We start from the raw sequence: 25457 nt of genomic DNA, 5'->3' as shown, positions 1-25457 counted from the left end.
CATCGGCCAAGATCAGCGGCAGGGCGCTGACCAATGCGGCCAGTGTGGTGATGACCCCCTGAATCGAACTGGACGCGATCCGCGACCCCTTGGCGGCCAGATCGGTGATGCTGGCCGTCGCGCGATCCGGGCTGACCGCGCGCACCGCGCCTACGGCGACCGCCGCCGCCAGATGCGCCCAAGTCACGGCCCCGGCAATGCCGTCGATGGTCAGGCTGTGGTCGCGCTGAAACGCGCGCACGGCGTCATCGGTGCGCGGGCCGAACGCCCCATCCACCTCGCCCGTGAAATAATGCACCGCGTTCAGCGCGGTTTGCAGGGCGCGGACACCGTCACCGCGCGCGCGCAGGCGCAGGGTCATCTGGTCCAGCGTGGTGCCGAACATTTCCCGCGCGGCGGCGCGCGTCAGGGCCTTGCGGTGATCCAGCCCGTTCAGCCCGCCATTGATGCGCCGGGTGACGATTTCGACGTCATTGGTATCGGCCAGCGGCGACATCGTGCGGCTGTTCCAGTAATAAATCGCGCTGCGCACGGCCAGTTCGGGATCCAGCAGACGGGCCGGATTGGCGATCAGATCGACGTTCAGCGCCTCGCCGGTCTCATGGTAATTATGCCGCCCCGTGGTCTGGAAAATCCCGCGCCCCTTGAAGCGGCGACCATCGCCCGGCTGACTGTTGCCCAGATTGGCGCGGCCTTCATAGGCTTCGCCGCTGGCATATTCTTCCAGCGTGGTGAAATTGTCGGTTTCATGGGCGGCTTGGGCCAGAAAATGCACCAGACGGAACGGGCCGACGATGCTCGCCATGGGCAACAGGCGCGACAGATGGGGGGCGATGGCGTCGGTGATGCGGCGCTGACGCGCGGCCTTGGCGGATGTTGCAGGCACCGGCGCGATGCGGCGCAGCAATTCGGGGGTGATCGTCATGGGGGCCTCGGGCAAAGTTGTTCCCGAATGGTGTCCCCGATCATGGCCCGTGGGTGACGGGCGGAACGTTCCGGCAACAGATCAGCCGAACAAATCCCCCTGATCGTCTTCGCCCGCGCGCCGGATTACCTCGCGCACCCAGCGTTGGGTCTGGCTCATTTTTCGCGCAATCGCGGCGGTTGACAATCCCTGTTCGTGCAGCGCCAGAATGCGCGCGCGGCGTTTCGCCGGGCTGCGATTGGGAATGGTGACGGTTTCGCCGGCCATATAATGACAGACCGCCGGGCCGTCTTCGGGGCCGAGCGCCTGCAAGATCGGGTGATCGGGCCGGGGATTGTGCGGGAAATAGAGGTCGATCCCCTCGAAATGCGCAAGCAGCGCCAGCGCGGCGCGGGTGCCGCAGGCTTCGGCCACATCCTCAAGCGATGATGGAATATCGGTCATGATGCCTCTGAAAACAGGTCGGTTTGATTGCCCCAGACGTCGCGACCGGGCCACGGCTCACGGGCAAATAATTCGCAGCCCCAGACATCGGGGAACAGATCGTCGATCATGGCGCGCATTTCCGGTGGCTTGCGGCTGTGTTCGCGCCGCACCCCTTCGATCAGGTCCGGGATCGGGGCGTTGATCAGGCCCCGCACGGACCGGGACCGGGCGCGGGGCGCACCGATCTTGCCCAGCAAAAACGGCTCCGTCGCGGATCGCAGCACATAGCCGGTCCCCATTGCGACATTCCAAGCCTTGGTGCGCTTGGTCCATGATCCGCCGGTGACATAGGTGAACCCCCATGCGGTCATCAGCGCCATCGCCTGCGGCAGATGCGGCCATGTGGACCACAGAAACAACATGCAGTCCGGCCCGGCCAGATGCCCGACCGGCAAAGCGCACAGATCATCGTGCGACATGGTGGCATAATGCGCTTCGGGGGATTTGTCGTGACCGTTTACGCTGCGCATCTGATACGACCATGGCGGGTCGGCCAGAATGACGCCGTATTTCATCGGGGTCAGATGGGCAAAGGGCCAGCCGCTCATGACCGGCCCCCTGCGATGGTGGCGCTAGAGGTCGGCGCGGACGCGGGACAATTCGCGGATGATGCTGTCCAGCAGGCTGTAAAAATCATCCGGGTTGGGGTCGATGTCGCGCGGGGTTGCGACCAGATCGCGGACGGCGCGCAGACATGCAGTGGCGTTTTCCAGCCGGTCGATGGGGCGATCACACATGGGCGAACATCTCCACCTGACGGGTGTCGCGGCGCGGGCCGTGGCCGGTCAGCGCCTGCGGCGTGATCAGGCCCAGATTGCGCATGGCGCGAATATCGCGGGTCAGCGTGGCCGAACTGATGCGCAGCGCGCCCGCGATTTCCGCGCGGGTCAGGCCCAGCCCGATGATCTGCCGCAGCCGGTCCCAACGCCGGTTCTGGCGCAGCAATTCCGCGCGCAGGGCGTTGATTTCCGCCTGCGCGGCCAGCAATTCGGCGGCGGGGCTGACGGGACGGCTGGCCCCTTCGATCAGATCCAGCACCCATGCCCGGAACTCGGCTGCGCGGGCCGTGCGGGCATGCATCGCGAGCAGGCGCGCGCCCCGCAGGCTGAAGATGCGGGTTTCCTGCATCCCGCCCGCTGTCGGCAGGTTGACCAGCGCGGTCATTTCCGGGGTGAACTCGGCGCGGTGCCGGTTGTAAAGGTCGCGGATGCGAACCTCTGGGCTGGCGTAACCCAAGGCCGTCGCAATTTGCGACCCCCTTAACCAAGCCTGCCCATACAGGTCGGTAATCGCCAGCGTTGTGTCGTGAAATTGCAGTTCGGTCATTGCTACAGTCCTTCAATGTGAAGCCCTGACACCAGCTGTCAATCTGGTGGCCGGGCAGACGCAGGTTGACAGACCGCGCTGTAGCCGACGCGGCAGACCTTTCGGTCTCCCACGCTGCCCGACCATAGGAAAAGGCGCTGGCAAAATGCCATGCGCCCTTCGTCAGGGCTACATCGAACAGGCTGTCAAACCCGATCCGGCCTTGTCTGCCGGACAGGTTTAAAATGCCCATTTGCCGCCCCGATGTCAAATCCCCTTGTCGAATCGCCCAATGCGCGCGACGGTTGCAGCTCAACCAACAGGGGAAAATGATATGTTTAGAATGACCTGCGCCGTTCTGGCGCTGATCTCCGCGCCGCTCGTCGCCGCAGGCTACGTCCCCTTCACCCCCCAGTCCGAAATGCTCGAAGATTACCAGCGTATGATGGGCAACATTCTTGAAGGCAGAGAAACTTGGGAACGGCGTCCGTCCACAACAGCACCAGCTAGTGTCGCAGGGGCGACCGGCGATGACTACGAATACTGGAAATTGGCGTTCTCTTCCCGTCGGCACGGCGAAACAGCGGCACGGATTATTCAGAACGGGCTGCCCTGCCGTGATATCATGACGCAAGTGCGCGCGACTGAAATGGGCTGGTCGTCTCCGGTTATCCAAACGGAACTGGCCAGCGGCGCGCTGTATCTTGCCGGGGCGATCAGCACTGCGAAACTGGACAACCCCGACTTTGACGAGCTGATGCCCGCCTTCATCGCGTTTTGCGATGTGGACGACAGCCGCAGCCTTCACGACTTCATGGACAGTCTGACCGACGCCGCCCATTAACTGCGCCCTGCCTTTGCTTTTCCGCGCGCTTCCATTTTTTTCAGCGCCTCGATGACGGGCTGGGCTTGGGCATAGGTCATCAGGTCGGGATCGGTGGCGATATTGGCCTGTCCCGGCTGGGTCATATTCCGGCAAAACGCACGCAGGGCGGCGCGCGATCCGTCCTGGACGATGTCCAGCTGGTAACACGACCGCCACAGCGCGTGGATTTTGCGGGCATATGCTTTGGTGGATGCAGGCAGGGTTTTGCCCTTGGCCTGCACCCGGAATCCCCGGCGTTTCAGTTCATCAATGACCGCGCGTTTTTCGCGGTCATTCATGGCGCGCAGGCTGTCTTTGCCCGTCACGCGCGCCAGCAGCGCGCGATAGGTGGCCTCATCCAGTCCCATCTGCGATTTTGCGATGTTGATGATGGCGTTGGCGTTCATGGCTTATCCTTTCGCACAGCGCGCGCAGGTGTCGGGATTGGACAAAGACGGGGTGAATTCGCGGTCGCACAGGGTGCAGTTGACCGTGCCGGATGCCGCGACGTCTTTCTGACGGCGCTGGCATTCACGCGACCATGACGCGCGCAGCGACCGCCAGTTCCAGCCCTTTTCAGCGGCGATGTCTTGGATTTTGTCCCCCGATTCGATGCGAGCAAAGGCCCATTGCAATTCGTCGTCGCTGGCTTGCACCGTGGTTTCGGGGGGCTGGCGGGGGCGGTCATCCTCCATTTCATCCCGTCTGGCCTGCCGATTGGGGGGGGTATCGGGTTTGTTCTGGGCCGCGTCCGGCGCGGGGGCCGGAATCGGCGCATGGGCCGTATCCGGGCGACCTCCTGCGTGGTCAAAAAAACGGGCATCGGGCTGGTAATCCGCTGTCAGCGCCGCGCAGAACAGGGCGGCATGGGCCGGATCGGTAAAGGTGGCGATCACCGTTTCGGTGATCTGGCGCACCTCAACGCCGCCATCCGGGCGGCTGTGGGTGGTGATGCGCGGGATCATGACCGCCCCCACAGCAAAGTAAGCAGCAGCAGCGCCCCAATCGCCGCGCTGGGCAGCAGATACCAGCCCGACGGCAGCGGGTCGCCGTCGCTGGCAATGGCACCACAGGCCACGCCGCCCATAAAGGACAGGATCAGCCCCGCGATTATCAATGGCAATAACATCATTCATCTCCTTTGGCTGCATCATCAGGACCGGGCCACCACGCCCGGCCGACCGGCCCCGCAGGGCCGGTTTCGCGTCAGGCTTTGCGCTGCGTGCTGGGCTTGAATTTCAGGACATCCTTGGCCGCGATCTGGACCGGCTCGCCGGTGGACGGATTGCGGCCCATGCGTTCGGGGCGGTGTTGCAGGCTGAATGCCCCCAGCCCGGTCAGGTTGACCTTGGCCCCGGCCTGCACATGGCCCAGAATGGCGTCGATCAGGGCATCGACACTGGCGCGGACATTGTCCTGCGTCTGGCCGTGGGCCTGTGCGATCTGGCGGATGATGTCGGACTTACTGACGGTGTTCATGGTTTTTTCCTTTCGGGTTCAGGTTTTGGTGTGGTTGGGCAGGGCCAGTTGGCCGATGCTGGCCAGATCATTGGCCTCGTTCAGCCACAGCTGGCGCGCGAAACGCCAATCATGGCCGGTGTCCAGATCGCGGATCAGAGTGATGGCGCGGTCCAGATCGTCGTGGTCTTCGGGTCGGATGGCGACATCACCCCCGAAAAATACAAACATTTCAGCGGCGCAGGTGATGCGGTCGATGCGCTTGACCTCGTTCATGACCGGCGCGAGGGTGTCAGGCTGCCAATGTCGCGTGATCTGGATGTCCAGGTGGCCCTTGGCGTCGCGCAGATTCCCGATGTCACCGAACGCCTCCAGATAGTCTTGCGCCGGGGTGGTCAGATCGCCCAGAAACACCTCATGCGCATCATGCAACAGCCCCCACGCGGCAGCGCGCGGATTGACCAGCCGTGACACGATCACCGAATGGACGGCGACCGACCACGGCTGCGGGGTGCGCCCGTTGAACCGGTTGATTTTGGACAGGCTGTCGGCAATCACCGGCGCTTCGACATCGCGCGCGGTCAGGCGGGTAAGGTCAATCAGGCCATAGGTGGTCATACATTCGATCATGGATATTTCACCGCATCTGTGGCGGTCAGGCCGCGTTCTTTGGCACGATCCAGCTGGTCGGCGCGACGGCGCAGCAGCGTGATCATTTCATCAAGGCTGGCCCCACCGCGCGCGGCAGAGCGCAGTGATTTGTTCAGCTCATGCCATGCCATGCTGATGGCGTTTGACAGTTCCGCCATCACGCCGCCCCCTTCAGGTCGATTTCATAAGGCTCGACAATAAAATCCTCGCCGTCCGATCCGATGGTGACGCCCGCAATGCCGCTGGCCTGCGCGACATTGGCTTTTTCCAGCATCGCGTCTTTGTTGATTTCCTCCTTCACACGCAGGAATTTCTTGGCCAGACCGGCGGCTTTGATGGCGGCGATCACCTCATCCACCTTGCGCAGGCTGACTTTGGCGGGGCGGTGCCGCCACGAAATCTTGCCGGTAACAAACTCGGCGAACTTCACCTTGCCGTCGCGGGTCAGCCGCACGCGATTGACATCGGCATACATTTGCAGCCCGTCCGTCAGCGCCTCGACACGCGCGCGCAGGGGGGCGACTTTTTCGCCATATTCTTCCTGCACGGCGGCGATCTGATCGTTCATTTCGGCTTGCAGCCGGATGATGTCGCGGTTGGCATCGCCGATGGCGCGGATCGTTTCGCGCGCCTCACTGTCATCGGCAGGAATGGGCAGATTTGCCGCCGCTTTTTTCACTTTTTTTGCCATCAGGCGGTCCTTTCGGTTTGGGTGGTCCCGGTGACGACCGGGCAGGTTTTGCAGGCGATCCAATGCTTCAGATCGGCGGCGGAATTGGTGGGCAGGGGGCGCGTCCGAAAATCGGCGCAGTGCGCGCGGCTGATCGGTGCGCCCAGATGCGGGCAGGTGACAGGCCGGTCAAAAACCGCCATCACCCGCGCGGCCAGACGCGCGCCGGTGCCGCCATAACGGCCATGCACGGCCAGCGACACAGATGTGCGGGCATAGCCCAGCTGGCGGGCGACCTGGGCAATCGGGCGCGCTTTGCATTCCCGGCGCAGGATCACCAGCCATTCGGGGGCAGCATCAGCCATCACAGCGCACCTCCTGACCCAGATTGTGGTCGTAAAATGCGGACGACTCGGGCCGGAAGCTGGGCGCGACGGGGCCGGTATGGCGGCGCACGCGGTAGCGGATAAAGCCATTTGACGACAGCCGCGCACCGGGCGCGCGCGTGGTCAGCCGGTCCAGATACCCCGCCTGTGCCAGCCGCGCGCAGAACCGTTGCAGATTGTCGCTGGCCCGGCGCTCGGCCCCGTTGCAGACCACGGTGACCAGATCAGGGACCGTGAATACCGGGGTCATCGCCATGACATTCCACGCCCGTTGACGCAGCGATCCGCGCCCTTTCGGGGCCTTGGCCCGCCCGATCTTGCTGCGGATCGACCGCTTGCCGTCCAGCACCTCGCGGCCCGCATCGGTCAGGGCGAAACAGCCGATCTCTTGTCGGGCGATCAGATCGCGCAGGATCAGTTTGCGGCAGGCGGTATAGACCTGCTGTGGAATGAACCCCGTGGCGGCGATGATCTGACCCGTGGTCAGGCATCCCGCGCCGATCTGGCCCAGAATGGCGGTCTGAACGGCACTCATTTCGCGGCCCCTTTGATAAGGGGGGCATGCGCTGCTTTGATCTCCTCAAGTTGTTTGAGGGTGTAGCCGATTTCATATGCGTCGCGGACCTCGACGGTCATGGTCACAACCAGCCGACCCTTTTCGAAAACAGCCTTGAAGTCGCGCAATATCGCATCACGATGCGTCGAACCGTCATCTATTTTATCGGACAGAATAAACGCATTCATGCCCGGCCCGCCTGTTCCGGGGCGATTTCAAATGACAGATTATTATCGCCCGGACACACCGCCTGACCATGAAAGAGCGTCACAGCCCGCCGGGGATTAGGCGCATTGGCGACCATCAGTCGAAATACATTGCTGAACACGATCCCGGCCAGCCCCGCGAAATCGTCATAGGATCGCCCGTCATTCTGGATTTGGATCATCTTCAAAGCCACCGGGACATAGGCCGCCAACGTCAGCTCTTTCTGATCCGTCAAAAACTGGCGCATATCATCGCTCTGTGCCGCTGCGATTTGTTGGTCGAAACTGGCGATAATCTCGGCGCGCAGCTCTTTTTCGGCGCGCGTCAGGTCAAAATGCACATGCTGGGTCATCTTATTTTCCTCCGGGAACGGTGATGGGATTGCCGGTTTTGCGGTCATTCAGAAGCAGCTGACCGGCCATGTCGCGCATGGTCAGCCCGTCATCGCCGGATGGCGGATGACGCAGCCCGAACCGCTCGATATTCTTGATCGCCTCAACGATTTCGCGGTTATAGCCGCCCGAGGCACTGGCCACGAAAGCCGCCAGACAGGGGGCCACCTTGACCTCGCATTTCGCGGCTAGAAACGCGGTCACGCCCGCGACATCTTCGGGTTCAAACCGCACATATTGGCTGACGCGGCTGGCGGTCTGCGGGAACCGCACCAGATTGTCACGGATGCGGCCCATGCCGACCAAAACGAAACAAACCCCCGACACATCGGCCAGATCGCGGACCAGATTCATCAGTTTCGGCTTGGCCGAAATATAATCCGCCTCGTCCAGCACCACGATAAACTGATTGCCGACCATTTCGGCGGTGCGCTGACGTTCGGCCAACAGTTGTAGGCAGCTGTTGAACCGCGCGGCATGGCCGTGGGGCGCGGACATCCGGCCCACCTCCAGCAGCTCTTGCATCAGCCAATAGGTGGTCCAGTCATCCTTGGCGCGCAGGTAAAAACAACTGCCCAGCGCCGCCCAGCGTTGCAGGATCGTGGTTTTCCCCAAGCCCGGCGCGCCGTCCACGACGATCAACCGGCATTCTTCGGCCCCGCGCCCCTCCAGATGGTCCAGCGCGCCACGAAAGGCCCGGTAATTTTTTGTTTCAACAAAGCTCGGTCTCATGTAAGTTCCTCTTGTTTGTTGGGTCAGGCGGCGGACCTGATCAGGTCTTCCAAATCCATCAGGTCCACGCCTGCCTCTCTCAAAATGTCCCGCCCGGTGGGGCGACGCATTTTATCCTCCAGCAGCCGCGCCCAGCCGGGCGTCAGCAGACTGGGGTCTTCCAGAACCCGCAGCGCGAAATCAGCGTCTTCATCCCAATGGCGGGCTGTCTCATGCGGCGCGCCGGGGGCTGCGGGGGAAAGGGTCGCGACCGGTTCGGCAATCGGTGTCGCGTCGATAAAGGGGGCGGGCTGTTCCACCCGACCCTCGATGTAATAGGGGGCGCGGGTTTCGGCCTCGATTTCGTCGCGCTTGGCGTCAACGCGGCGCAACCGGCCTTTGCTACGGTTTTCCTTGGCTTTTTCCGTGACCGATTGCGGGTAATACCGCTGCGCATTACCGTAAAACTCGGCCACACAGATCAGCGCCCCCGGCACGATCTTGCCTTCGTCGATTTCCAGCCGCCGCACCCAGACTTTGCTGGCGTCGTGAATATCGACGCCGACAATGACTTCCATGCGGTCAAATGCCTGCAAATCGGCGTGGAAATACTTGTTGTTGTTCCACGAAATTTCCCCGCGCGCGCAGGTCCGCTTGAAATACGGCCGGAACAGATCGTCAGCCTCATGCGCCCCCAGCGGGATCGCCTCGAATCCGGCCTGAACAAACCCGGCCCAGCATTCATTCGGGCTGGCCTTGCGCATCCGGCCCGTCGCACCGTCGCGCACACGCAGGCCGGAATGGGGCCGGTCATTATAGGCCGCCACCGCCGCCTCAACCGCCGCCACGAAGTCATCCCATGACGGCAGGGCGTTGCTGTGGCCGAATTCTTTGATCTCGCGACCGATGGCCTTGTGCTGGCGCTGAAACACCTCGCGATCCATGTCATCGCCGCAATAGGTCGGAAAGGTTTTTGCCAAGGGCGTCCAAATCGTCTGATGCGACCGTTCGATAATCCCGCGCGATTGCGACAGATAAGGCAGTGAATGCTGGGTCGTGATCGCCAGCCGCGCGCAGATGCCCAGACTGGCATCGTCCATCATTTTGTTGCGGAAACCCGGCCCCCGGTCGGTGTAGAAAATCGCCGGAATCCCGTTACTGGCGCAGGCCGTGCGCAACGCATCCGCCGTTCCCCGGCTGTTTTCGGCCAGATCGACCGACCAGCCCACGCATTTGCGTGTGGCCACATCTAGAATTGACGTGACTTCGGGCCGAAACGGGCGGCCATGAATGGGATGCGCAACATAGGCTTCGAACGTCTTACCGTCCGCCGTATAGATTTCGGTGGGTTCCACCCCGTCCAGCGTCCGGCGCACAAAGGCCAGCCGCGCTTTCAGCGCCAACGGCCCTTCGCGGCCCTTATGGGCGTCGATCCAGCGAACCGTGCCTTGCATACCCTTCAACGCGCGCCGCGCTTGGTCATAGGATGGCACGAATTCATCCGGTCGCGCCGCAGCCATGGCTTTCAACGCATCCGCCAGCGTCAGCTTTTGCGGGCGACAATAAAACCGCAGCATTTCGGCAAGCCAGACGGGATGATCTTGTTTGACCTCCTGCGCGCGCGTATCGGGCAGCAGGGCTTTGACCCCGCCATCCTGATACAACCGCCGCCATTCAAACAACCGCGACCGGCTGGGCAGCGCGCGGCGCTTTTTGTCCGTGGCCAGATCCAATTGTTTCATCATCAGATCCGACAGCACCCCGTTTTCGGCATCCGCCAGCAGGCTGGCAATCGCCTTGGATGTGGATTTCAGCGTGAATTCCCGGCGCTGAATGTCGATCACCAAAGCCGCGCGCGACTCCATGATCTGACGGCGGCGGGCCGTAATGGTTTCGGGGGCGGTTTCGACCGCGCGCGCGGCCTGCGCCTGATGATGCTGGGCCACGGCCTGCGCCTCTGCGGCGCGCTGCCGCCGCGACCAATCCGCCTGCGCCGTCTCTGGCAGGCAGGACACATGATACTCCCAGCCGCCCCCGCGCCCCTTGCGCTTGCGGGCTTTGCCGTGGCCGAGGGCATTCCAATCCTCACGAGCCGCCAATTTAAGAGCGGCTGTGCGATTTGCAGGCATCCCGGCCAAGCCAGCAGCGGCCCATTCCGCCGCGCTTTTCCACGCATCATCAGAGGACAGGGCGGCGCTCGTCATTCCGGAGTCTCGATAAGCTCAATGAAATCCGCGGGGCTGTTAAGTGAACAAATCATCCACAACAGATCGAAAAAGCCGTCGCTGTCCTTGAAAGCATCCGTGATAACAGAAATCAGGACCGCCTTCATTTCGGCGGGCTTGACCTTCAAGTCGGAATAACGCTCGCCCAGTGCGTTCAGCCCCTGCGCGCCGGGCAGGCGCGCCGCGTGGCGCAAAACATCTGCGATCAGCACCGTGACCTCGTGACGCCGCCGGGGGTCGGAAGGTGCAGCGCACTGGACGCAGCCCTGAAGGCGACGAACTTCGTTTTCAAGCATGGCAACACGCGCCGCCAGCGGGTTTTCGGGGCGATCAAACCGGGGGCTCATTTCTGCACCTCGGTGATCAGGCCCATATCAGCCAGCCCTGCGCCAAACCCGACCCACAGGCCCAGAATCAGCAAGCCCCAGATCGCAATTGCGCCCAGAATGTCGTCCAGATCAGCCGCGCGCAGGGCGCTCATGAACGATTTAACGAACAAGATGGTCATTTATCATGCCCCTTTCGCGTATTTTGTGGCTTTTACCGTCAACTTGTTGGCGATAAGTTGGGCGCGGGTGCGGGCATGACGCGGCATTCCATCGGCATCATAGCGGCTCGGCCAAATCGTATAGGCCGGAACCTTCAAGAACTTGGCCAATGCCTGTTCTCCGACATAGCAGGGGACGCGCAGGGCCTTGGAAATACAGGTGTGGTCGATGCCCGCTTCGCGGGCGATCCGGCTGAAGTTTCCGCCGCGCAAAACAACCTCAGCGCGAATGCGCGCAGGGTGCCAGCCGATTGGAATACCGTTCATCTCTGCCTCCTCCCCCGTTCCAACGGGATTTGTGTTGTTATGTGTCAACATTGGGGCGATAATGATCGAAAGTTCGATCAAGCGCAAGGTCTTTGAGCGGATAATTTCGTTCAACTTGATATGCGACAGTTTCAGTGTGGCCACGGTATGCAGTATTTTGCTATAAGGATCTGATAATATTATGCTTTGCAGCATCTGTCGCCGCTCTAACATCTGTCGCAAGGGGTGCGACAGATGAGTTCTGAAACTGTCGCAGACCGCATTCGCACTTTAATGAACCAAAGTTCGTGCGATTCAGAACGGGACTTCGCGCAGACAATCGGAGTTCCTTATAGCACCCTGAAGGGCGTTCTTGATGGATCACGGCCATCGGTCGATAAAGTTGTCCGAATTGCCGACGCGATGCGCATATCTATTGAATGGCTCGCAACCGGCAGAGAGGCAACGCCACCCGCGCAGTCACATACACCGCCACTTGCGGCACCTCCAGCACGCGACCTGATCGACGTGCCGCGCTTTGACGTATCCCTGTCCGCAGGCTATGGCAGCTTTGTGGACCGCGCGGAACGCCTTGATTCTATTCCCTTTCCCACGGATTTTTTTACCCGCAGACTGGGCCGGAAACCGGACGGAATGATCATCGTCGACGCGCAGGGTGACAGCATGTTACCCACCGTGGCCGACCGCGATCTGGTCATGATCGACACCGCAGACCAGCGCATGACCGGCGCGGTCTGGGCCTTCACTTATGAGGATGGCGTGTTCGTCAAACGCATCAACGTGCTGCCCGACGCCCTCGAAGTCCGCTCTGACAACGCCAAGGACTATCCATCTTTCATTATCGACGGTCCGCGCCTTGAACGGATGCACCTGATCGGTCGCGTCGTATGGGTGGGCCGCACCCTCTAACAAAAGACGGCGCTCATTCAGCGCCGATTTCATCCCATTCGGCCCGCCGATTTGGGTAAAATCGTCTCAAACCGTCCAGAATGCACACCCTGCAAAAAACGTCGTTTTCTTCAACGATTCCGGCGCTTTCTGGGTGCTGATCACCTATGCCGTTTCATCCCGTCTGGTTCACCCCCCTACATTTATGTATACATATATCATTATTTAGGAATGCACCTTATGAACATGCAATAACATATCATTTTTTCCGTAAGTGTTTATGGGGAAGTCCGTGTATCCAGACGCCCAAACCTTGCGACATTTGCGACATTCGACGTAAGTTATTGATGTTAAACGAAACAACTGTCGCGCGACCTCTGCAACATTTTGCGACACAGGCGCGGCGCGACAGGATAAGTTATTGTTCTTCATGGGCTTTACCGTGTCGCGGCGTGTTGCACGGCGTTTGCGACACCGCACGTCAGGGCCGCCGAATTGGCGTCAGCAGCGACGATGTTTGATGTTTATGTGTTTGCTAAAAACGCGCGGCGCGGGCGGGTTCGATGCCGTGTAAAGATGCCGCCAAATCTGGATGCATCCTTCACGCGCGGCCCTGCACCACATAGGCACAGCCGATCAGAACCCCCTCTGGTTCTTTTATGCTTTGCGAAAGTTTGCCTTCCCCACCGGTCCCATTGCAACACGGTGCTGCACTTCTGACCTGCCCCCCCTGCGGGCATGATGCTGTATGTGGTTCGCCATCCGGAATAATCATCGCTCACTTGCGACATAGCAAGTGACAGCCGCGCAGTTTCCGAGCGTCGTGGATTTCGTCACGGCGTAGGTTCAGATCGGCGGCGGTGGCGGGCATGTTGCCACCGCCAACATACCCCTGCGATCCGGGGTTGTTCTGACGCCCTGCCACCTCTCCACGTTCCTGCGCGGCGTCGTATTCCTCGGCTAACTGGGGATTTCCCCAGTGAAAGGCGTGGGCATGATGCCAACACCTTTGCGGTCCACCCCCCATTGGGGGATGAACCCGACGCCTATCTGGGGAATTCCCAAGATAGAACCAGCCCAGATTTTGGGGTGGTCAGATTTGGACAGACCCCGCACGCACGCCGGGGGAACCGCTTCACGCCCAAACCCCGAATTCTGGGTTTGGCCGCAACCCACATTGCCCGCCACTAAAAACGCACCGCCACCCAATCGGACGCTCAATTAAAACCCGGTCAATTCATTTGCGCGCCAACCACTCCGGGTGATTTGTCTTCAATTGCCCCGAATGCGCAGCAGGGCCTTCCAACGCCCAAAGTCCTCGCAAGGCCGCCAGATTCGCCACCACGGGCGGGAAGCGCCATTGACCGCCCGACTGCGCGCTGACATTCCACCGCCCTGCGCCGCTCTCTGTGCTCGTGCGGCAGCCACCTGCCTGATTCCCATTCCGGATTTTTCCTGTGAGAGAGAACGGAACACTCCACTCGCGTGGGTCCGCCCCCCACAACATACGAGCATTTGCACCCGATGCAGCGTCAGAATCCGTTATGTCATCCGACATTGGGTGGCGGCGTTCTTGATTTCCTCTTGATTAACGCGGCGTTTCAAGACGCCGACAAAAGCCATCATGCCACAGCCGCCGCGACCATATCAGGATACTGCCCGATGATCCGGATACAGGACACGACAAAATCCGGCGCTGTTGCTCGGGCCTGTTCCCAATCGCGCAGGGTGCCGACCGGCACATGAAAACGAGAGGCGCTTTCAGCCTGTGACAGGCCAAGCCGCGTCCGGGTTCGTCAGGTTCAGGCGGTGAACAATGCGGCGGGCGATGTGTTTTTACGTGTCACATATCCGGGGCTGGGGCGGCGGTTGATTTGACAAGCGACATTGGCGTTTTCCCGGCCGTTTTCAGGGAAACATATACAAGCGCGCCAAGATTTGATAAATCATTCCATTATCCACACTTATTCTCGGATAGAAGCTAAGGTCATCACATGAACATTCTCGCAGCCCCCTCTCGTGACATTAATGATGTGTGCCCTGCGGTGGGTTGCCTTTCGGTGCCGACCTCTGATGTGCTTGGCGTTTCTCCTGCTTCGCGCCCGTGCCGTCTTATCGTTGTTTCTCATCATCTTGCGGCTGATTTCTTTTTGCGGGAAGCCGCGTCAGGCGAGACCGTTGCGGTTCTGCCGCAGGATAAAGACGGTCTGACGGCGCTGGCAGATGCGGTTGAGGCTGCGGGCAAAATCCGCGCGCTTCATCTCTTTGCTCACGGCGAATCAGGTGGACTGCATCTTGGCTGCGATTTGGTTGATCTGAGCCGTCCTCTGCGACCCGTTCAAATGGCGGCGCTGGCTCGGCTCCGCCACGCCCTTGCGATGGAGGGTGAGAACCGCGCCGACCTGCACCTTTATGCGTGCAATTTTGCACAAGGAGGGGCCGGGGCGCGCGCCGCGGAAGAGCTTGCCCGGATGCTGGACGTTAATCTGGCCGCAGCGACATATCCTGTGGGGGCGGCGGCTCTGGGCGGAACATGGGATCTGGACCACCAGATTGGTCATCTGTCCACCGAAAGCCTGAGCGTTCCGCAATATCACGGCCTGCTGGGCGTTGTGGCACCCGAGGACATGACCCGCTATTATGCGACTACGGTGGCTGGCAAACCCGACCCGACAACACTGGACACCAGCGGCGTTCGTGTGATGCGCGAGGTGTTTTATAATAACCGCGGTTTCAATCAGGACATCAGCGGGTGGGACACCAGCAATGTGACGAACATGTATGGCATGTTCCGTGAGGCACGCTTGTTCAATCAGGACATTGGCGGGTGGGACACCAGCAATGTGACGAACATGCATGGCATGTTCCATGAGGCACGCTTGTTCAATCAGGACATTGGCGGGTGGGACACCAGCAATGTCGTCAGCATGAGGGACATGTTCTTCGGTGCATCTGCGTTCAATCAGGACATTGGCGCGTGGGACACCAGCAATGTAACTGACATGGTTTCCATGTTCTACAGAGCATATTCGTTCAATCAGGACATTGGCGGGTGGGACACCGGCAATGTGACGAACATGACCAGTATGTTCAACACTGCATATTCGTTCAATCAGGACATTGGCGGGTGGGACACCAGCAATGTCGTCAGCATGAGGAACATGTTCTTCGATGCATCTGCATTCGATCAGGACATTGGCGCGTGGGACACCAGCAATGTAACTGACATGGGTTCCATGTTCTACAGAGCATATTCGTTCAATCAGGACATTGGCGGGTGGGACACCAGCAATGTGACGAACATGACCAGTATGTTCAACACTGCATCTGCGTTCAATCAGGACATTGGCGGGTGGGACACCAGCAATGTGACGAACATGTATGGCATGTTCCGCGATGCATCTGCATTCGATCAGGACATTGGCGGGTGGGACACCAGCAATGTGACGTACATGGATAACATGTTCACCGGTGCATCTGCGTTCAATCAGGACATTGGCGGGTGGGACACCAGCAATGTCGTCAGCATGAGGAACATGTTCTTCGATGCATCTGCATTCGATCAGGACATTGGCGCGTGGGACACCAGCAATGTAACTGACATGGGTTCCATGTTCACCGGTGCATATTCGTTCAATCAGGACATTGGCGGGTGGGACACCAGCAATGTGACGGATATGACCTACGTGTTCGCCAATGCATATTCGTTCAATCAGGACATTGGCGGGTGGGACACCAGCAATGTGACGAACATGTATGGCATGTTCCGCAATATCCGCAATGCATCTGCATTCGATCAGGACATTGGCGGGTGGGACACCAGCAATGTAACTGACATGGGTTCCATGTTCTTCAGAGCATATTCGTTCAATCAGGACATTGGCGGGTGGGACACCAGCAATGTGACGCGCATGGGTTCCATGTTCGCCGCTGCATCTGCGTTCGATCAGGATATTGGCGGCTGGGATATTTCCAGTGTGCTAGATATGCGTGCCATGCTTGATCGTTCTGGCATGTCGGTGGACAATTACGACGCGACATTGATGGGCTGGGCCGATCAGGTCGAAACGCGAGGTGGACCAAGGGACATTACGCTGGGCGCCCAAGATTTGAAATACAGTCTCGTCGGTGAGGCCGCCCGAACCCGGCTTGAAGCGATGGGTTGGCGCTTTGACGGAGACAGTCTTTATGTTGATCCTATTGATTTTGACCCATGCTTTGCCAACGGCACATTGATCGCGACCCCGCACGGCCCGGTTCGCATCGACGATCTGGTCGTCGGTGATCTGGTCGTTACGCTGGATGCCGGGCCACAGCGGGTTTTGTGGATCGGAGAACGGGCGATTCCAACCGAAGCGCAGCGCGCAAATCCCAAAAGATGCCCGATCCGCATTCCCGCCGGAGCTTTCGGTCCCGGCCAGCCAGAACGCGACCTGATCGTCTCGCGCCAGCATCGCATTCTGATCAACACCGATCTGGTGCAGCAGCTTACGGGGGTAGAAGACATTCTGATTGCGGCGCATAAACTGGTTGGTCTGAACGGCATCGAACAGCTTGGTCCGCAAAGCGACCTGTCCTATCATCATATTCTGCTGGAACAGCACCATATCCTGATGGCCAATGGCCTGCCGGCGGAAAGCCTTCTTTTAGGAGCGCAGGCGATCAAAAGCATGCCCGAGGCCGATCTTGAGGAATTGCGCGCGATCTTCCCTGACGTGCTGCATAAAGACTTTAAATACGCCTCCGCCCGCATGACCAATCTGACGGGGCGCACACTCAAGCTTTTGTTGGAGCCGCTGAGGACCCCGTCCGCAGCAGCCTGAGGTCTCTGGCTGTGGCAGATCGCACATATGCATCATTCTTAGGTGCATGTGTGCGGCTCTGTGCGCCTGTGCGGCCGCCACCTGCCTGATTCCCTCTCCGGATTTTTCCGTGAGAGAAAACAGCCCCCGCGTGGGTCAGCCGCCCAAAAGCAGCCGACCATTGGCACCAGATGCAGCGTAACAATCCGCACCATCAGCCGGCGGTGGGTTGCCGCGTTCTTGATTTCCTCTTGATTGTTTTTCAAGGCAACCAGCCGCGCATCTGGGCTGGTTATGCCAGTATTTGCGCCAGCACATCCTTATCGCGCTTTTGGATCAGTGTTGACGCATTGAGATGCGCCAGAACGGCAGACTTGTGGTGCCGATCAATGCGACCGGCGCAGCCTTTGCGGGCGGCTTCATTAACTTCGTATTCGTCCAGCTCTAAAAGGCTGCATTCAAGATAACTGTCGTGCTTTAGAAAGGGCTGATGTTCCAGCGTGCGGCGAGTTCGATCTGGCTGCGGTGTCTGACGGCCATTCCATTTCCTTTCGCATGAGGGGGGCGGACAGTGACCGGACGAAGGCGTGACGACTTGACATAGGCAAGGCTAAAGGTCGTCGCGCATCAGCGCACCGATGGGCAGCCTTGCGCAGGGGTGTCGACATGCCGTGGAAATACCGCCTCTCAACAGCTTCAGCTTCCCGCGTAAAAAAACAGAGACAGGCGGCCCGCAGAATAGCCACTACTTTCTCGTCAACCAACCCAGTGATAGCCTTGACAGCCGAGAACCTCATGCCAACCAGATCATCCAGACATGCTGCTTGGAGTTGTTTTTCATGATCACCATGGAATATAGCTATCGAAATAGCTATCTGCCTCCGGCGGGACTTCACAATGGCACGTGCAAATGTTGACCAAGGTAAGATGTGAGTTTCGGAAATGTCTGAGAGTCTCGAAAAGCTGCGCGAGCGCTCGATTGCCAAACTGGATGATGATGCCGCGCTCGACCATATAGGTGCGTTGATCGACATTTCGCATAACGCAGGGTTTTCGCGTGGCGTGGATCGGGCAATATACCTTCTAGATGAAATCGAGAAGCGTAACTTGGAATCAAAACATAGGGCGATTGTCGAATATTACCGAGCCAATGCTTGGGGAGTGAAAGAGAAACTTATCGGCAGTCACCGCTCTTGGTCTTGGGAGAACCCCGAAAGGGAGCAGCAGATCCTTGCCCTGTCGCGCGCTGTCGCTCATTCTGGCTTCTTTGAGTTGGAGGCAGTGCGCCGCTGCCAGATCCTGACCAATCGAGCGACCCAGCTCAATGTGATGGGGCGATTCATTGATGCGATTGAAGGATGGGACATGGCTCTACGCATCATCCCCAATTTCGCAATGGCGCTAGCCAACAGAGGCCGTGGCCTCAAGTGCTATGCCGGACTTCTGGATAATAATCGTGATCGTGCAATCCTGTTGCTGCATGCCCACGATGGGTTGATTGCCGCTACTGCTGCCGATGCACTATACGACTCTATATATTCGGATTCACTTGTGCAGCAGTTCGCTGAAGAGGCCCGAGCATATGCTGCGGCGGGTGATCTGGATAGAATACGAGAATTGCAGGATTTTGACATGCCCACGCTTGGGCACAGTAAGGCAGAACGAAAGTATCGGAAGTGGTGTCTCGATCACCGATTATTCCTGAATCCGCTTAACGACCTCGGACCACACGCGAGAGCGGCATGTGACGATCTCATGCTGCCGTGCATTAGCGAAAGATTCGATGAAAGACCAAGCGTCGTGACGCCGCCCTCAGCCATCGGTTTTTTCAACCAGATGAAACAGGAATATGTCTCGGCCCGCTTCATGCTATACGAGGGTTTTTCCGACACCAAACTGCACTATTCTGATCGTGGAGTTCTGCTGTTTGATACGCTAGACTATCCGATGCATTCTCTGGCCACCGAGCGGGTGCGTACGGCCTACCGCATTACCTATTCCTTGCTCGACAAGATATCGTTCCTTGTCAACCACTATTGGAAGCTAGAAAAAGTTGCGGATCGGATTAGTTTCAAGAATGTCTGGATGGTCGAAGGAAAAACACGAATACTCGACCGTTTCAAGGATTGTCAGAACTGGCCGTTGCGCGGACTTTTTTGGCTTTCCAAAGAGTTGTTCGATGATCAATTGAAGAGCACGACCGGACCCGATGCGCGAGAACTACATGACATCCGCAATGCGCTCGAACACAAATTCCTCCAGGTCCACGAAGGCTGGGCACAGCCGTTTATGTTGTCCTCACCAAGTAGTAAAGGCTTGGGGGTTTCTATCGATAGTGACCTTCTTGAGGCCAAGGCTCTTCGGGTGATGAAGATCGCGCGTTCTGCAATGATCCAGCTGGCGTTGGCAATCGGCGTCGAAGAACGAGCACGGAAGCGATCTGACACATTTGTCGGATCTATGCCTCTTTTGGGGTTGGATGATCGCCGCAAACGGCGCAACCCGATATAGTTGGCCTTTGGGCGACATGCCGATGGTGTCATCGCCACCCTTGATGTGTGGTTCATTTTGGTTATACCGAATACGTTGCGACAGCGAGGAGCGCGCTATGTCCCGCACCATGACGGTCCGCCTAAGCGGTGCGCTCAACGATTTTGTCGCGGCCAATGTCGGTGAAAACGGCTCCTACGAGAACATCAGCGAATACGTGCGCGACCTGATCCGGCGCGACAAGGAGCGGGCCGGGCAGGGGGCTTTCGACCGGCTGAAGGCCGAACTGACCCGCGCCCGAGCACAGCTACACCACACTGACCGCGGTCGAGGTTATTGCCCGGAACAGGACCTTACCGGATGGCCGTCCGCATCCAAGAGGTGGCGTCACACCGCCTCGACGACTCTACCGCTACACGCGCGAACGCTGGGGCACGCCACGGACCGACCGCTACCTCACCGCATGTTCGAGGCGTTCGAGCGGATCGAAGGTTCATGGCGTTGCCTCGCACCGCATCCCGGCTGAGTTCGGCGTCGAAGGGTTCTTCTTCCGATACGAGAAGCATTTCGTCTATTGGAGGCGGCTGTCGAACGGCGATATCGGTATCGTCACCATCCTTCACGAGCGCATGCACCAGATCGAACGGTTCCGGGACGATTTCCAAGGTCAGCTGATCTACGGAGCCCTCATCTCCGGCGGCTGCTCTGATCGAGGGGACACTGCTGAAAGTGGAGAAGGTTTGAGGCCGGGCCCATCCCCTCCGCCACTTGCTGCCGCAAAAGCGTTCTCAGGCATCGGCAGCGGCTGGTGTTTTTCGTTGTTTCGGGTTTTTGCGGGATGCCGTGCGACGCATTTCGCGAACTTATTCTTTAAAATTCAATCTAAAAGAGGCTTGTCAGACCAATATGCCGAACCCATAGTGCGAGGCACGGATAGGACATGGACAATTATCTTGAGTTTTCGCTTTATCCACACGGCTGATCTGCATCTTGATGCGCCGCTGACCACGATTGCGCTGCGTGATCGGGAACTGGCCGATGCGGTCGGGGCGGCGTCGCGGACCGCGTTCAGCCGGATTGTGGATTTGTGCATTGATGAAGACGCGGCCTTTCTGCTGATCGCGGGGGATTTGTGGGATGGCGAACATAGCTCGACCAAGACGCCCCGGTTTCTGAAACAGGAATTGCTGCGGCTGAACGATGCCGGTATCCGCTGTTTCATCATTCGCGGCAATCACGATGCATTGGCGCGTCAGACCGGCGAACTGGACCCGCCCGAAAACACGGTGCTGTTTGGCGGCAGGCCCTCGACCATTGGGCTTGATCTTGATGGGCAGCGCGTCGCCATTCACGGGCTGAGCTTTCGCGACGCGCACGCAGCCGACAGTCTGCTGCCGCGCTATCCTGCGCCAAGCCCCGGCGCGTTTAACATCGGCATGATGCATACCAGCCTGAACGGCAGCCCCGGGCATGACCCTTACGCCCCGTGCAGCGTCAGCGATCTTGAGGCGCATGGCTATGATTATTGGGCCTTGGGCCATATTCACCGCCGCGCCGAATATCTGGGGCGCGCGACCATCGTTATGCCCGGTATCCCGCAGGGCCGCGATATTGGCGAAGCCGGTCCCTGTTCCGTCACGCTGGTGCATGTCGCGGATGACAACGCCGTCACGCTGGAACGGCGCTCGGTCGCCAGCCTTCGCTTTGAGCGGGTTGATCTGAATTGCGACGGCGTCGATGATTGGGCTGCGCTGCTGGCCGCACTGGAACGCGACATAAAGCAGGCCCGTCAAGCCATCCCCGAGGTTGAGCATCTGGTCATCCGCCCGGTCCTGCGCGGCGTCACGCCGCTGGCATGGCGTATCGCGCGCGATCAGGACCGCCTGACCGAAGAAGCACGCGCCTTCGCGGCGGCTGCAGGCATATGGATCGACAAGCTGGAATTGCGGATGTCCAGCGGCTCGGGGGCCGCAGGCGTGGCGGGCGCTCATCTGCCGGACGAACTGGTCCGCACGGTGCTGGACGACCTGCCCGGCGATCCCGGGCTGGCGGTTGCGATGACCAAAGCCGTGGATGACTTGCTACGCGATCTTCCGGCGGAACTGCGCGATATTCTGGGTCAGGACGAAACCGAACTGGCCGCGCGGTGTCAGGAATTGCTGGCGCATGGCACGCCCGGCATTCTGGCAAGGTTAACCCCGGATGAGGCCGCCTGATGCGTCTGGACCGGTTGGATTTGACGCGATATGGCCGTTTTACGGATCGCAGCCTGGCCTTTGCGCCGCCTGACGCGGGTGGCCCCGATCTGCACATTATCTTTGGCCCGAACGAAGCCGGGAAATCGACGCTGTTTTCGGCTTGGCTTGATCTGTTGTTCGGGATTCCGACGCGCAGCCGGTATGATTTCCTGCATCCCGGCCCGACCATGCAAATCGGCGCGCAGCTGAGCCATGCTGGCACGGATCTGGAACTCAAGCGGCTGAAGCGCAACAATGCCAGCCTGCTGGACCGGCACGATGCCCCGGTTCCTGAAACGATGCTGCAGTTCGTTTTGGGCGGGCTGTCGCGCGACGGTTACAGGGCGATGTTTTCGCTGGATGATGACACGCTGGAGGAAGGCGGCGACAGCATTCTGGCCAGCCGTGGCGATCTGGGCGAAATGCTGTTTTCGGCCAGTGCGGGCCTCTCGGGTTTGGCCCCGCAATTGGACCGCATTCGCGCGGATCTGGACGGGTTCCACCGGACCGGTAAACGCAGCGGCTGGCTGTATGACGCCAAAAAGCACCTGACCGAACTGGATCAGCAGCGCCGCAGGGTCGAGATTTCCGCCAATGCCCTGCAACGGCTGACGCGTGACGCGGCCGCCGCTGAAAGCGCGTGGCGCGAGGCCCGGACGCGCGAAGAAACCACGCAGGACGAATTAAACCGGCTTCAGGAACTGGCGGGCGCTTTGCCGCTGCAAATCAGGCTTGCCGGGCTGCAAGCGCGCCTTGCGCCGGTGCAGGACCTGCCCGACGCTGACTCTGAAATGCAGGCGCGTTTCGATCAAACCGAACGCGACCGAACCGGACTGAACAGCCGGATCAAGGATCGCGCCAGTCGGAGCGAAGGTTTGACGCAGCAACTGGCGGCGCTAACCCCCGACCCGGTCGCACTGGCGCAGGCCGAACGGATCGACGCCGCCGAGGCCCTGCGCCCGGAACATGACACCGCCGTGAAAGACCTGCCCCGGCGTCAGGCCGATGCGGACACCGCCACGGCACAGATGAACGCGCTGCTGGCCGAGCTGGGCCAGCATGACGCCCAACCGGCGGATCTGGTTATACCGGCGGCGCAGCTCTCGCGGATGCGGGTGTTGCTGGCGCAGCGTTCGGGGCTGCGGACGGCACGGGATACCGCCGCAGCCGAAACCCGCAGGGCCGACGCGCTGCTTGCCCGCGAACGCGACCGGCTGGGCGATCCCGGCCCCGCCGATGATGAAGCCGCGCTTGAGTCTTTGCTGACCGGCCTGCGGATGCAAGACCCGGCGGGCGTCCGGGCGCGGGCGATGCGCGATGTCGATCAGGCGCAGGGGCGGCTTGACACCGCACTGGCGGCGCTTGCCCCGTGGCGCGGCGATGCCGATATGCTGGCGGCGCTTGCGGTGCCGTCAGACGCGCACATCGCGGAATGGGAATCCGCGCAGGAATCCGCGCGGCAACAGCAGGTCGATGCCACCCGCGAAGCCGCCGATCTGCGCCAACAGGCCGATCAGATGCAAGCCGATGCGGACGGACGCCAGCACGCACAGGCCGCCACCGGGATCACCCTTGCCGATGCCGCCGCCGCGCGCAGCCAACGCGAAGCTCTGTGGGCCGCCCATCTGCGCGATCTGTCGGCTGCAAGCGCGCATGCCTTTGAACAGGCATTGCGCGAAGATGACCGGATTTCATCGCTGCTGGCCGAAGCTATGGCCGAGGCGCGGCGCGACGCCCTGCACGATGCGGCGCTTGAAACGGTTTTGGCGCGGCAGGCCGGGGCCGAGGCTCGGGCGGACGCGGCGCTGAATGCGCAAACATCCATTGCGGCGGCGGTTGCGGCGGCGTGCGAACGGCTTGGCCTGCCGAAGGGCCGTCTGGCCGAGCTGAAAGATTGGTTGGACCTGCGGCGTCAGGCTGTGACTGAACGCGACGGCCTGCGTGATGCGCAAGCCAGCCTGCAGCGCAGCGATGACGCCCTTGGCGCGGCAGCACGGGCCTTGGCTGCGGCCCTTGATCCTGCGCCGACCGATGACATGGCGCCGTTTGACCTGCTGCTTGCGCGCGCCACCGCGCGGCTTGAGGCGTCCGAACGTCGGCGCGATGCGCGCGCGCATCTGGCGGCGCTTGCTTCGGACCTGCGCGATCGCGAACAGGCCGAAAAAACCGCCCAAGACGCGCTGAGCCGCTGGCGGGATAACTGGCGCGACGCGACCCGTGACAGCTTGCTGGCGACTCTGGCGGATGATGATGCGGGGCTTGGGGCGACGCTTGATCTGCTGGACCGGCTGGGTCAGGAACACCGCGCCGCTGCCGTGCTGACCGACCGCATCGACAAAATGACGGCAAATCGTGACCGCTTTGTGGCCGCTAAAATGGGGGTGCTGCGGGCGCTTGAACTGGCCGACGCCACGCCTTGGGCCGATGTGCTGGCCCGCCTGCGCCGCGCGCAGGACAACGCCCGTGACCGCCAGACCCTGACCCAACAGATCGAAACGGAACATCAGCAGGACGCGGACGACGCCCGGATGCTTGCGGCCAAAGACCGCGACATCGCAGCCCTTTGCGCGGCGCTTGCGTGGAACGCTGATGACGGCACGCTTGCCGACCATCTGGCGCGTTGCCGCGAGGCCACCGATCTGCGGCGCGAGATTGCCTTATTGACCGATGATCTGCGCGACCGCCCCACACCGGCCGAAGGTGACGATGCCGAAACGATCCGCCAGCAGATCACAACCCTGAAAGCCGATCAGCAGCTGTTGCGCGATGAGGCCGAAGCCCGCCATTCCGCCTATCTTGAGGCAAGGCGCCAGATCGAGGCTGTGGGCGGGGATGACGCCTTGGCCCGTATCGCGGCTGACCGGGCGAACCTGCTTTTGGAAACCCGCGAACGGGCCACGGCCCATCTGGCCGCGCGGTTTGGCCTGCTGGCGGTCGAAGCGGGTCTGCGGCGTTATCGCGACCAGCATCGCAGCGCCATGCTGGCCCGCGCATCCGATGCGTTCCGTCAGCTGAGCCGGGGCGCGTATTCGGGTCTTGCCGCGCAGCCCGATGGCGCGCAAGAGGTTCTGGTCGCTCTGCCCGCAAAGGGCGGCGCGAAACGTGCCGCTGATCTGTCAAAGGGAACGCGGTTTCAGCTGTATCTGGCGCTGCGGGTCGCGGGCTATCACGAACTGGCCCAAAGCCGCCCGACCGTGCCGTTCATCGCCGATGACATCATGGAAACCTTTGACGATGGGCGATCGGCGGCGGCATTTGCGCTGTTGGGGGATATGTCCCATGTCGGGCAGGTGATTTACCTGACCCATCATCGCCATTTGTGCGACATTGCCCTGACCGCCTGCCCGGGCGCCAATATTATCGAACTGTGACCACCGACAAGGAGCCCA

At 60.5% G+C, this 25457-nt stretch carries 27 protein-coding genes, 1 other RNA gene, 2 pseudogenes and 1 CRISPR repeat array; of the genes and pseudogenes, 8 read left to right on the top strand and 22 right to left on the bottom strand.

The annotated features are described in order from the left end of the window. The 5 genes from Q4G20_RS12460 to Q4G20_RS12440 all read right to left on the bottom strand — a co-directional run. On the bottom strand, nucleotides 1–925 hold a 925-nt coding region (locus tag Q4G20_RS12460), incomplete at its 3' end, for a peptidoglycan-binding protein (protein WP_303343782.1). Between the two features lie 81 nt (nucleotides 926–1006). Beyond that, nucleotides 1007–1369 carry a hypothetical protein gene (locus Q4G20_RS12455; protein WP_303343781.1) on the bottom strand — a complete coding sequence of 121 codons (363 nt, stop codon included), beginning with the start codon at nucleotides 1367–1369 and terminating at the stop codon, nucleotides 1007–1009. Beyond that, nucleotides 1366–1959, bottom strand: coding sequence for an MT-A70 family methyltransferase (locus Q4G20_RS12450; RefSeq protein ID WP_303343780.1), 594 nt, complete (start codon nucleotides 1957–1959; stop codon nucleotides 1366–1368). Before Q4G20_RS12450 ends, Q4G20_RS12455 begins: the two co-directional genes overlap by 4 nt. A gap of 24 nt (nucleotides 1960–1983) precedes the next feature. After that, a complete protein-coding gene (locus tag Q4G20_RS12445; RefSeq protein ID WP_303343779.1) occupies nucleotides 1984–2148 on the bottom strand; it encodes a hypothetical protein in 165 nt (54 codons plus the stop codon). Further along, nucleotides 2141–2737: a BRO family protein gene (locus Q4G20_RS12440; protein ID WP_303343778.1), complete on the bottom strand. Its 597-nt coding sequence runs from the start codon at nucleotides 2735–2737 to the stop codon at nucleotides 2141–2143. Before Q4G20_RS12440 ends, Q4G20_RS12445 begins: the two co-directional genes overlap by 8 nt. A 322-nt stretch (nucleotides 2738–3059) precedes the next feature. Between Q4G20_RS12440 and Q4G20_RS12435 the strand changes: the two genes are divergently transcribed. Continuing rightward, nucleotides 3060–3560, top strand: a complete 501-nt coding sequence (locus Q4G20_RS12435) for a hypothetical protein (RefSeq protein WP_303343777.1) — start codon at nucleotides 3060–3062, stop codon at nucleotides 3558–3560. Here the strand turns inward: Q4G20_RS12435 and Q4G20_RS12430 are convergent. From Q4G20_RS12430 to Q4G20_RS12350, 17 genes are all read right to left on the bottom strand, one after another. Further along, nucleotides 3557–3988, bottom strand: a complete 432-nt coding sequence (locus tag Q4G20_RS12430; protein WP_303343776.1) for a gp16 family protein — start codon at nucleotides 3986–3988, stop codon at nucleotides 3557–3559. The genes Q4G20_RS12435 and Q4G20_RS12430 overlap by 4 nt on opposite strands. 3 nt (nucleotides 3989–3991) lie before the next feature. Next, nucleotides 3992–4546: a hypothetical protein gene (locus Q4G20_RS12425; RefSeq protein ID WP_303343775.1), complete on the bottom strand. Its 555-nt coding sequence runs from the start codon at nucleotides 4544–4546 to the stop codon at nucleotides 3992–3994. After that, nucleotides 4543–4713 (bottom strand): hypothetical protein, encoded by a 171-nt coding sequence (locus Q4G20_RS12420; RefSeq protein ID WP_303343774.1) that lies wholly within the window; start codon nucleotides 4711–4713, stop codon nucleotides 4543–4545. The genes Q4G20_RS12425 and Q4G20_RS12420 overlap by 4 nt, the downstream gene beginning before the upstream one ends. Nucleotides 4714–4720: 7 nt before the next feature. After that, nucleotides 4721–4788, bottom strand: an RNA gene (locus tag Q4G20_RS12415) — hammerhead ribozyme type II. Continuing rightward, nucleotides 4788–5060, bottom strand: a complete 273-nt coding sequence (locus tag Q4G20_RS12410) for an HU family DNA-binding protein (protein ID WP_303343773.1) — start codon at nucleotides 5058–5060, stop codon at nucleotides 4788–4790. Before Q4G20_RS12410 ends, Q4G20_RS12415 begins: the two co-directional genes overlap by 1 nt. Nucleotides 5061–5078: 18 nt before the next feature. Continuing rightward, complete coding sequence (locus tag Q4G20_RS12405; protein ID WP_303343772.1) at nucleotides 5079–5669, bottom strand: hypothetical protein; 591 nt, start codon at nucleotides 5667–5669, stop codon at nucleotides 5079–5081. Then, nucleotides 5666–5848: a hypothetical protein gene (locus tag Q4G20_RS12400; protein ID WP_303343771.1), complete on the bottom strand. Its 183-nt coding sequence runs from the start codon at nucleotides 5846–5848 to the stop codon at nucleotides 5666–5668. Before Q4G20_RS12400 ends, Q4G20_RS12405 begins: the two co-directional genes overlap by 4 nt. Next, nucleotides 5848–6381: a host-nuclease inhibitor Gam family protein gene (locus Q4G20_RS12395; protein ID WP_303343770.1), complete on the bottom strand. Its 534-nt coding sequence runs from the start codon at nucleotides 6379–6381 to the stop codon at nucleotides 5848–5850. Before Q4G20_RS12395 ends, Q4G20_RS12400 begins: the two co-directional genes overlap by 1 nt. Then, on the bottom strand, nucleotides 6381–6725 hold the full coding sequence (locus Q4G20_RS12390; RefSeq protein WP_303343769.1) for a hypothetical protein: 345 nt from the start codon (nucleotides 6723–6725) through the stop codon (nucleotides 6381–6383). The genes Q4G20_RS12395 and Q4G20_RS12390 overlap by 1 nt, the downstream gene beginning before the upstream one ends. Next, nucleotides 6718–7281 (bottom strand): hypothetical protein, encoded by a 564-nt coding sequence (locus tag Q4G20_RS12385; protein ID WP_303343768.1) that lies wholly within the window; start codon nucleotides 7279–7281, stop codon nucleotides 6718–6720. Before Q4G20_RS12385 ends, Q4G20_RS12390 begins: the two co-directional genes overlap by 8 nt. Then, the gene (locus Q4G20_RS12380) at nucleotides 7278–7490 is read right to left on the bottom strand and encodes a hypothetical protein (RefSeq protein WP_303343767.1); all 213 of its coding nucleotides are present in this window, start codon (nucleotides 7488–7490) and stop codon (nucleotides 7278–7280) included. Before Q4G20_RS12380 ends, Q4G20_RS12385 begins: the two co-directional genes overlap by 4 nt. After that, nucleotides 7487–7861, bottom strand: coding sequence for a hypothetical protein (locus Q4G20_RS12375; protein ID WP_303343766.1), 375 nt, complete (start codon nucleotides 7859–7861; stop codon nucleotides 7487–7489). The genes Q4G20_RS12380 and Q4G20_RS12375 overlap by 4 nt, the downstream gene beginning before the upstream one ends. Nucleotide 7862: 1 nt before the next feature. Then, the gene (locus tag Q4G20_RS12370; protein WP_303343765.1) at nucleotides 7863–8633 is read right to left on the bottom strand and encodes an AAA family ATPase; all 771 of its coding nucleotides are present in this window, start codon (nucleotides 8631–8633) and stop codon (nucleotides 7863–7865) included. 23 nt (nucleotides 8634–8656) lie between these two features. After that, nucleotides 8657–10816 (bottom strand): transposase, encoded by a 2160-nt coding sequence (locus Q4G20_RS12365; RefSeq protein ID WP_303343764.1) that lies wholly within the window; start codon nucleotides 10814–10816, stop codon nucleotides 8657–8659. Beyond that, complete coding sequence (locus Q4G20_RS12360; RefSeq protein WP_303343763.1) at nucleotides 10813–11184, bottom strand: hypothetical protein; 372 nt, start codon at nucleotides 11182–11184, stop codon at nucleotides 10813–10815. Before Q4G20_RS12360 ends, Q4G20_RS12365 begins: the two co-directional genes overlap by 4 nt. Then, nucleotides 11181–11345 (bottom strand): hypothetical protein, encoded by a 165-nt coding sequence (locus Q4G20_RS12355; RefSeq protein WP_303343762.1) that lies wholly within the window; start codon nucleotides 11343–11345, stop codon nucleotides 11181–11183. The genes Q4G20_RS12360 and Q4G20_RS12355 overlap by 4 nt, the downstream gene beginning before the upstream one ends. Nucleotides 11346–11348: 3 nt before the next feature. Further along, nucleotides 11349–11846: a helix-turn-helix domain-containing protein gene (locus Q4G20_RS12350; protein ID WP_303343761.1), complete on the bottom strand. Its 498-nt coding sequence runs from the start codon at nucleotides 11844–11846 to the stop codon at nucleotides 11349–11351. A 39-nt stretch (nucleotides 11847–11885) separates the two neighbouring features. Here Q4G20_RS12350 and Q4G20_RS12345 point away from each other — a divergent pair, with 39 nt between their 5' ends. The 7 genes and pseudogenes from Q4G20_RS12345 (at nucleotide 11886) to Q4G20_RS12310 (ending at nucleotide 25439) form a co-directional block, all read left to right on the top strand. Further along, a complete protein-coding gene (locus Q4G20_RS12345) occupies nucleotides 11886–12560 on the top strand; it encodes a S24 family peptidase (RefSeq protein ID WP_303343760.1) in 675 nt (224 codons plus the stop codon). 1973 nt (nucleotides 12561–14533) lie between these two features. Next, nucleotides 14534–15055, top strand: a pseudogene (locus Q4G20_RS13650) (DUF4347 domain-containing protein); the annotation flags it as partial. Nucleotides 15056–15275: 220 nt separating this feature from the next. Then, a CRISPR array of direct repeats spans nucleotides 15276–16518; the repeat unit is 34 nt; unit sequence ATCAGGACATTGGCGGGTGGGACACCAGCAATGT. Nucleotides 16519–16525: 7 nt separating this feature from the next. Continuing rightward, entirely contained in the window at nucleotides 16526–17362 is an 837-nt protein-coding gene (locus Q4G20_RS12335) for a Hint domain-containing protein (RefSeq protein ID WP_303343758.1), read from the top strand. Between the two features lie 921 nt (nucleotides 17363–18283). Continuing rightward, nucleotides 18284–19852 (top strand): LA2681 family HEPN domain-containing protein, encoded by a 1569-nt coding sequence (locus Q4G20_RS12330; protein ID WP_303343757.1) that lies wholly within the window; start codon nucleotides 18284–18286, stop codon nucleotides 19850–19852. 97 nt (nucleotides 19853–19949) lie between these two features. Further along, nucleotides 19950–20184 (top strand): annotated as a pseudogene (locus Q4G20_RS12325) (type II toxin-antitoxin system ParD family antitoxin); the annotation flags it as partial. A gap of 600 nt (nucleotides 20185–20784) precedes the next feature. Then, nucleotides 20785–22047, top strand: a complete 1263-nt coding sequence (locus tag Q4G20_RS12315; RefSeq protein ID WP_303343783.1) for a DNA repair exonuclease — start codon at nucleotides 20785–20787, stop codon at nucleotides 22045–22047. Further along, on the top strand, nucleotides 22047–25439 hold the full coding sequence (locus tag Q4G20_RS12310) for a YhaN family protein (protein WP_303343756.1): 3393 nt from the start codon (nucleotides 22047–22049) through the stop codon (nucleotides 25437–25439). The genes Q4G20_RS12315 and Q4G20_RS12310 overlap by 1 nt, the downstream gene beginning before the upstream one ends. The last annotated feature ends 18 nt before the right edge of the window (nucleotides 25440–25457 follow it).

This window comes from Paracoccus sp. (in: a-proteobacteria) (assembly GCF_030538495.1).
GTDB lineage: Bacteria > Pseudomonadota > Alphaproteobacteria > Rhodobacterales > Rhodobacteraceae > Paracoccus.
The sequence above is the reverse complement of the archived record's forward strand: the minus strand, read 5'-3'. Positions and strand labels throughout refer to the sequence as shown.

Excerpts from the sequence above, each read along its gene's own strand:
- Q4G20_RS12420 (WP_303343774.1), bottom strand. The coding sequence starts at position 4,713 with ATGATGTTATTGCCATTGATAATCGCGGGGCTGATCCTGTCCTTTATG.
- Q4G20_RS12335 (WP_303343758.1), top strand. The coding sequence starts at position 16,526 with ATGCGTGCCATGCTTGATCGTTCTGGCATGTCGGTGGACAATTACGAC.
- Q4G20_RS12400 (WP_303343771.1), bottom strand. The coding sequence starts at position 5,848 with ATGGCGGAACTGTCAAACGCCATCAGCATGGCATGGCATGAGCTGAAC.
- Q4G20_RS12360 (WP_303343763.1), bottom strand. The coding sequence starts at position 11,184 with ATGAGCCCCCGGTTTGATCGCCCCGAAAACCCGCTGGCGGCGCGTGTT.
- Q4G20_RS12355 (WP_303343762.1), bottom strand. The coding sequence starts at position 11,345 with ATGACCATCTTGTTCGTTAAATCGTTCATGAGCGCCCTGCGCGCGGCT.
- Q4G20_RS12330 (WP_303343757.1), top strand. The coding sequence starts at position 18,284 with ATGTCTGAGAGTCTCGAAAAGCTGCGCGAGCGCTCGATTGCCAAACTG.
- Q4G20_RS12385 (WP_303343768.1), bottom strand. The coding sequence starts at position 7,281 with ATGAGTGCCGTTCAGACCGCCATTCTGGGCCAGATCGGCGCGGGATGC.
- Q4G20_RS12410 (WP_303343773.1), bottom strand. The coding sequence starts at position 5,060 with ATGAACACCGTCAGTAAGTCCGACATCATCCGCCAGATCGCACAGGCC.
- Q4G20_RS12450 (WP_303343780.1), bottom strand. The coding sequence starts at position 1,959 with ATGAGCGGCTGGCCCTTTGCCCATCTGACCCCGATGAAATACGGCGTC.
- Q4G20_RS12455 (WP_303343781.1), bottom strand. The coding sequence starts at position 1,369 with ATGACCGATATTCCATCATCGCTTGAGGATGTGGCCGAAGCCTGCGGC.
- Q4G20_RS12375 (WP_303343766.1), bottom strand. The coding sequence starts at position 7,861 with ATGACCCAGCATGTGCATTTTGACCTGACGCGCGCCGAAAAAGAGCTG.
- Q4G20_RS12430 (WP_303343776.1), bottom strand. The coding sequence starts at position 3,988 with ATGAACGCCAACGCCATCATCAACATCGCAAAATCGCAGATGGGACTG.
- Q4G20_RS12310 (WP_303343756.1), top strand. The coding sequence starts at position 22,047 with ATGCGTCTGGACCGGTTGGATTTGACGCGATATGGCCGTTTTACGGAT.
- Q4G20_RS12445 (WP_303343779.1), bottom strand. The coding sequence starts at position 2,148 with ATGTGTGATCGCCCCATCGACCGGCTGGAAAACGCCACTGCATGTCTG.
- Q4G20_RS12350 (WP_303343761.1), bottom strand. The coding sequence starts at position 11,846 with ATGCTGCAAAGCATAATATTATCAGATCCTTATAGCAAAATACTGCAT.
- Q4G20_RS12405 (WP_303343772.1), bottom strand. The coding sequence starts at position 5,669 with ATGATCGAATGTATGACCACCTATGGCCTGATTGACCTTACCCGCCTG.
- Q4G20_RS12440 (WP_303343778.1), bottom strand. The coding sequence starts at position 2,737 with ATGACCGAACTGCAATTTCACGACACAACGCTGGCGATTACCGACCTG.
- Q4G20_RS12435 (WP_303343777.1), top strand. The coding sequence starts at position 3,060 with ATGACCTGCGCCGTTCTGGCGCTGATCTCCGCGCCGCTCGTCGCCGCA.
- Q4G20_RS12425 (WP_303343775.1), bottom strand. The coding sequence starts at position 4,546 with ATGATCCCGCGCATCACCACCCACAGCCGCCCGGATGGCGGCGTTGAG.
- Q4G20_RS12390 (WP_303343769.1), bottom strand. The coding sequence starts at position 6,725 with ATGGCTGATGCTGCCCCCGAATGGCTGGTGATCCTGCGCCGGGAATGC.
- Q4G20_RS12370 (WP_303343765.1), bottom strand. The coding sequence starts at position 8,633 with ATGAGACCGAGCTTTGTTGAAACAAAAAATTACCGGGCCTTTCGTGGC.
- Q4G20_RS12395 (WP_303343770.1), bottom strand. The coding sequence starts at position 6,381 with ATGGCAAAAAAAGTGAAAAAAGCGGCGGCAAATCTGCCCATTCCTGCC.
- Q4G20_RS12345 (WP_303343760.1), top strand. The coding sequence starts at position 11,886 with ATGAGTTCTGAAACTGTCGCAGACCGCATTCGCACTTTAATGAACCAA.
- Q4G20_RS12365 (WP_303343764.1), bottom strand. The coding sequence starts at position 10,816 with ATGACGAGCGCCGCCCTGTCCTCTGATGATGCGTGGAAAAGCGCGGCG.
- Q4G20_RS12380 (WP_303343767.1), bottom strand. The coding sequence starts at position 7,490 with ATGAATGCGTTTATTCTGTCCGATAAAATAGATGACGGTTCGACGCAT.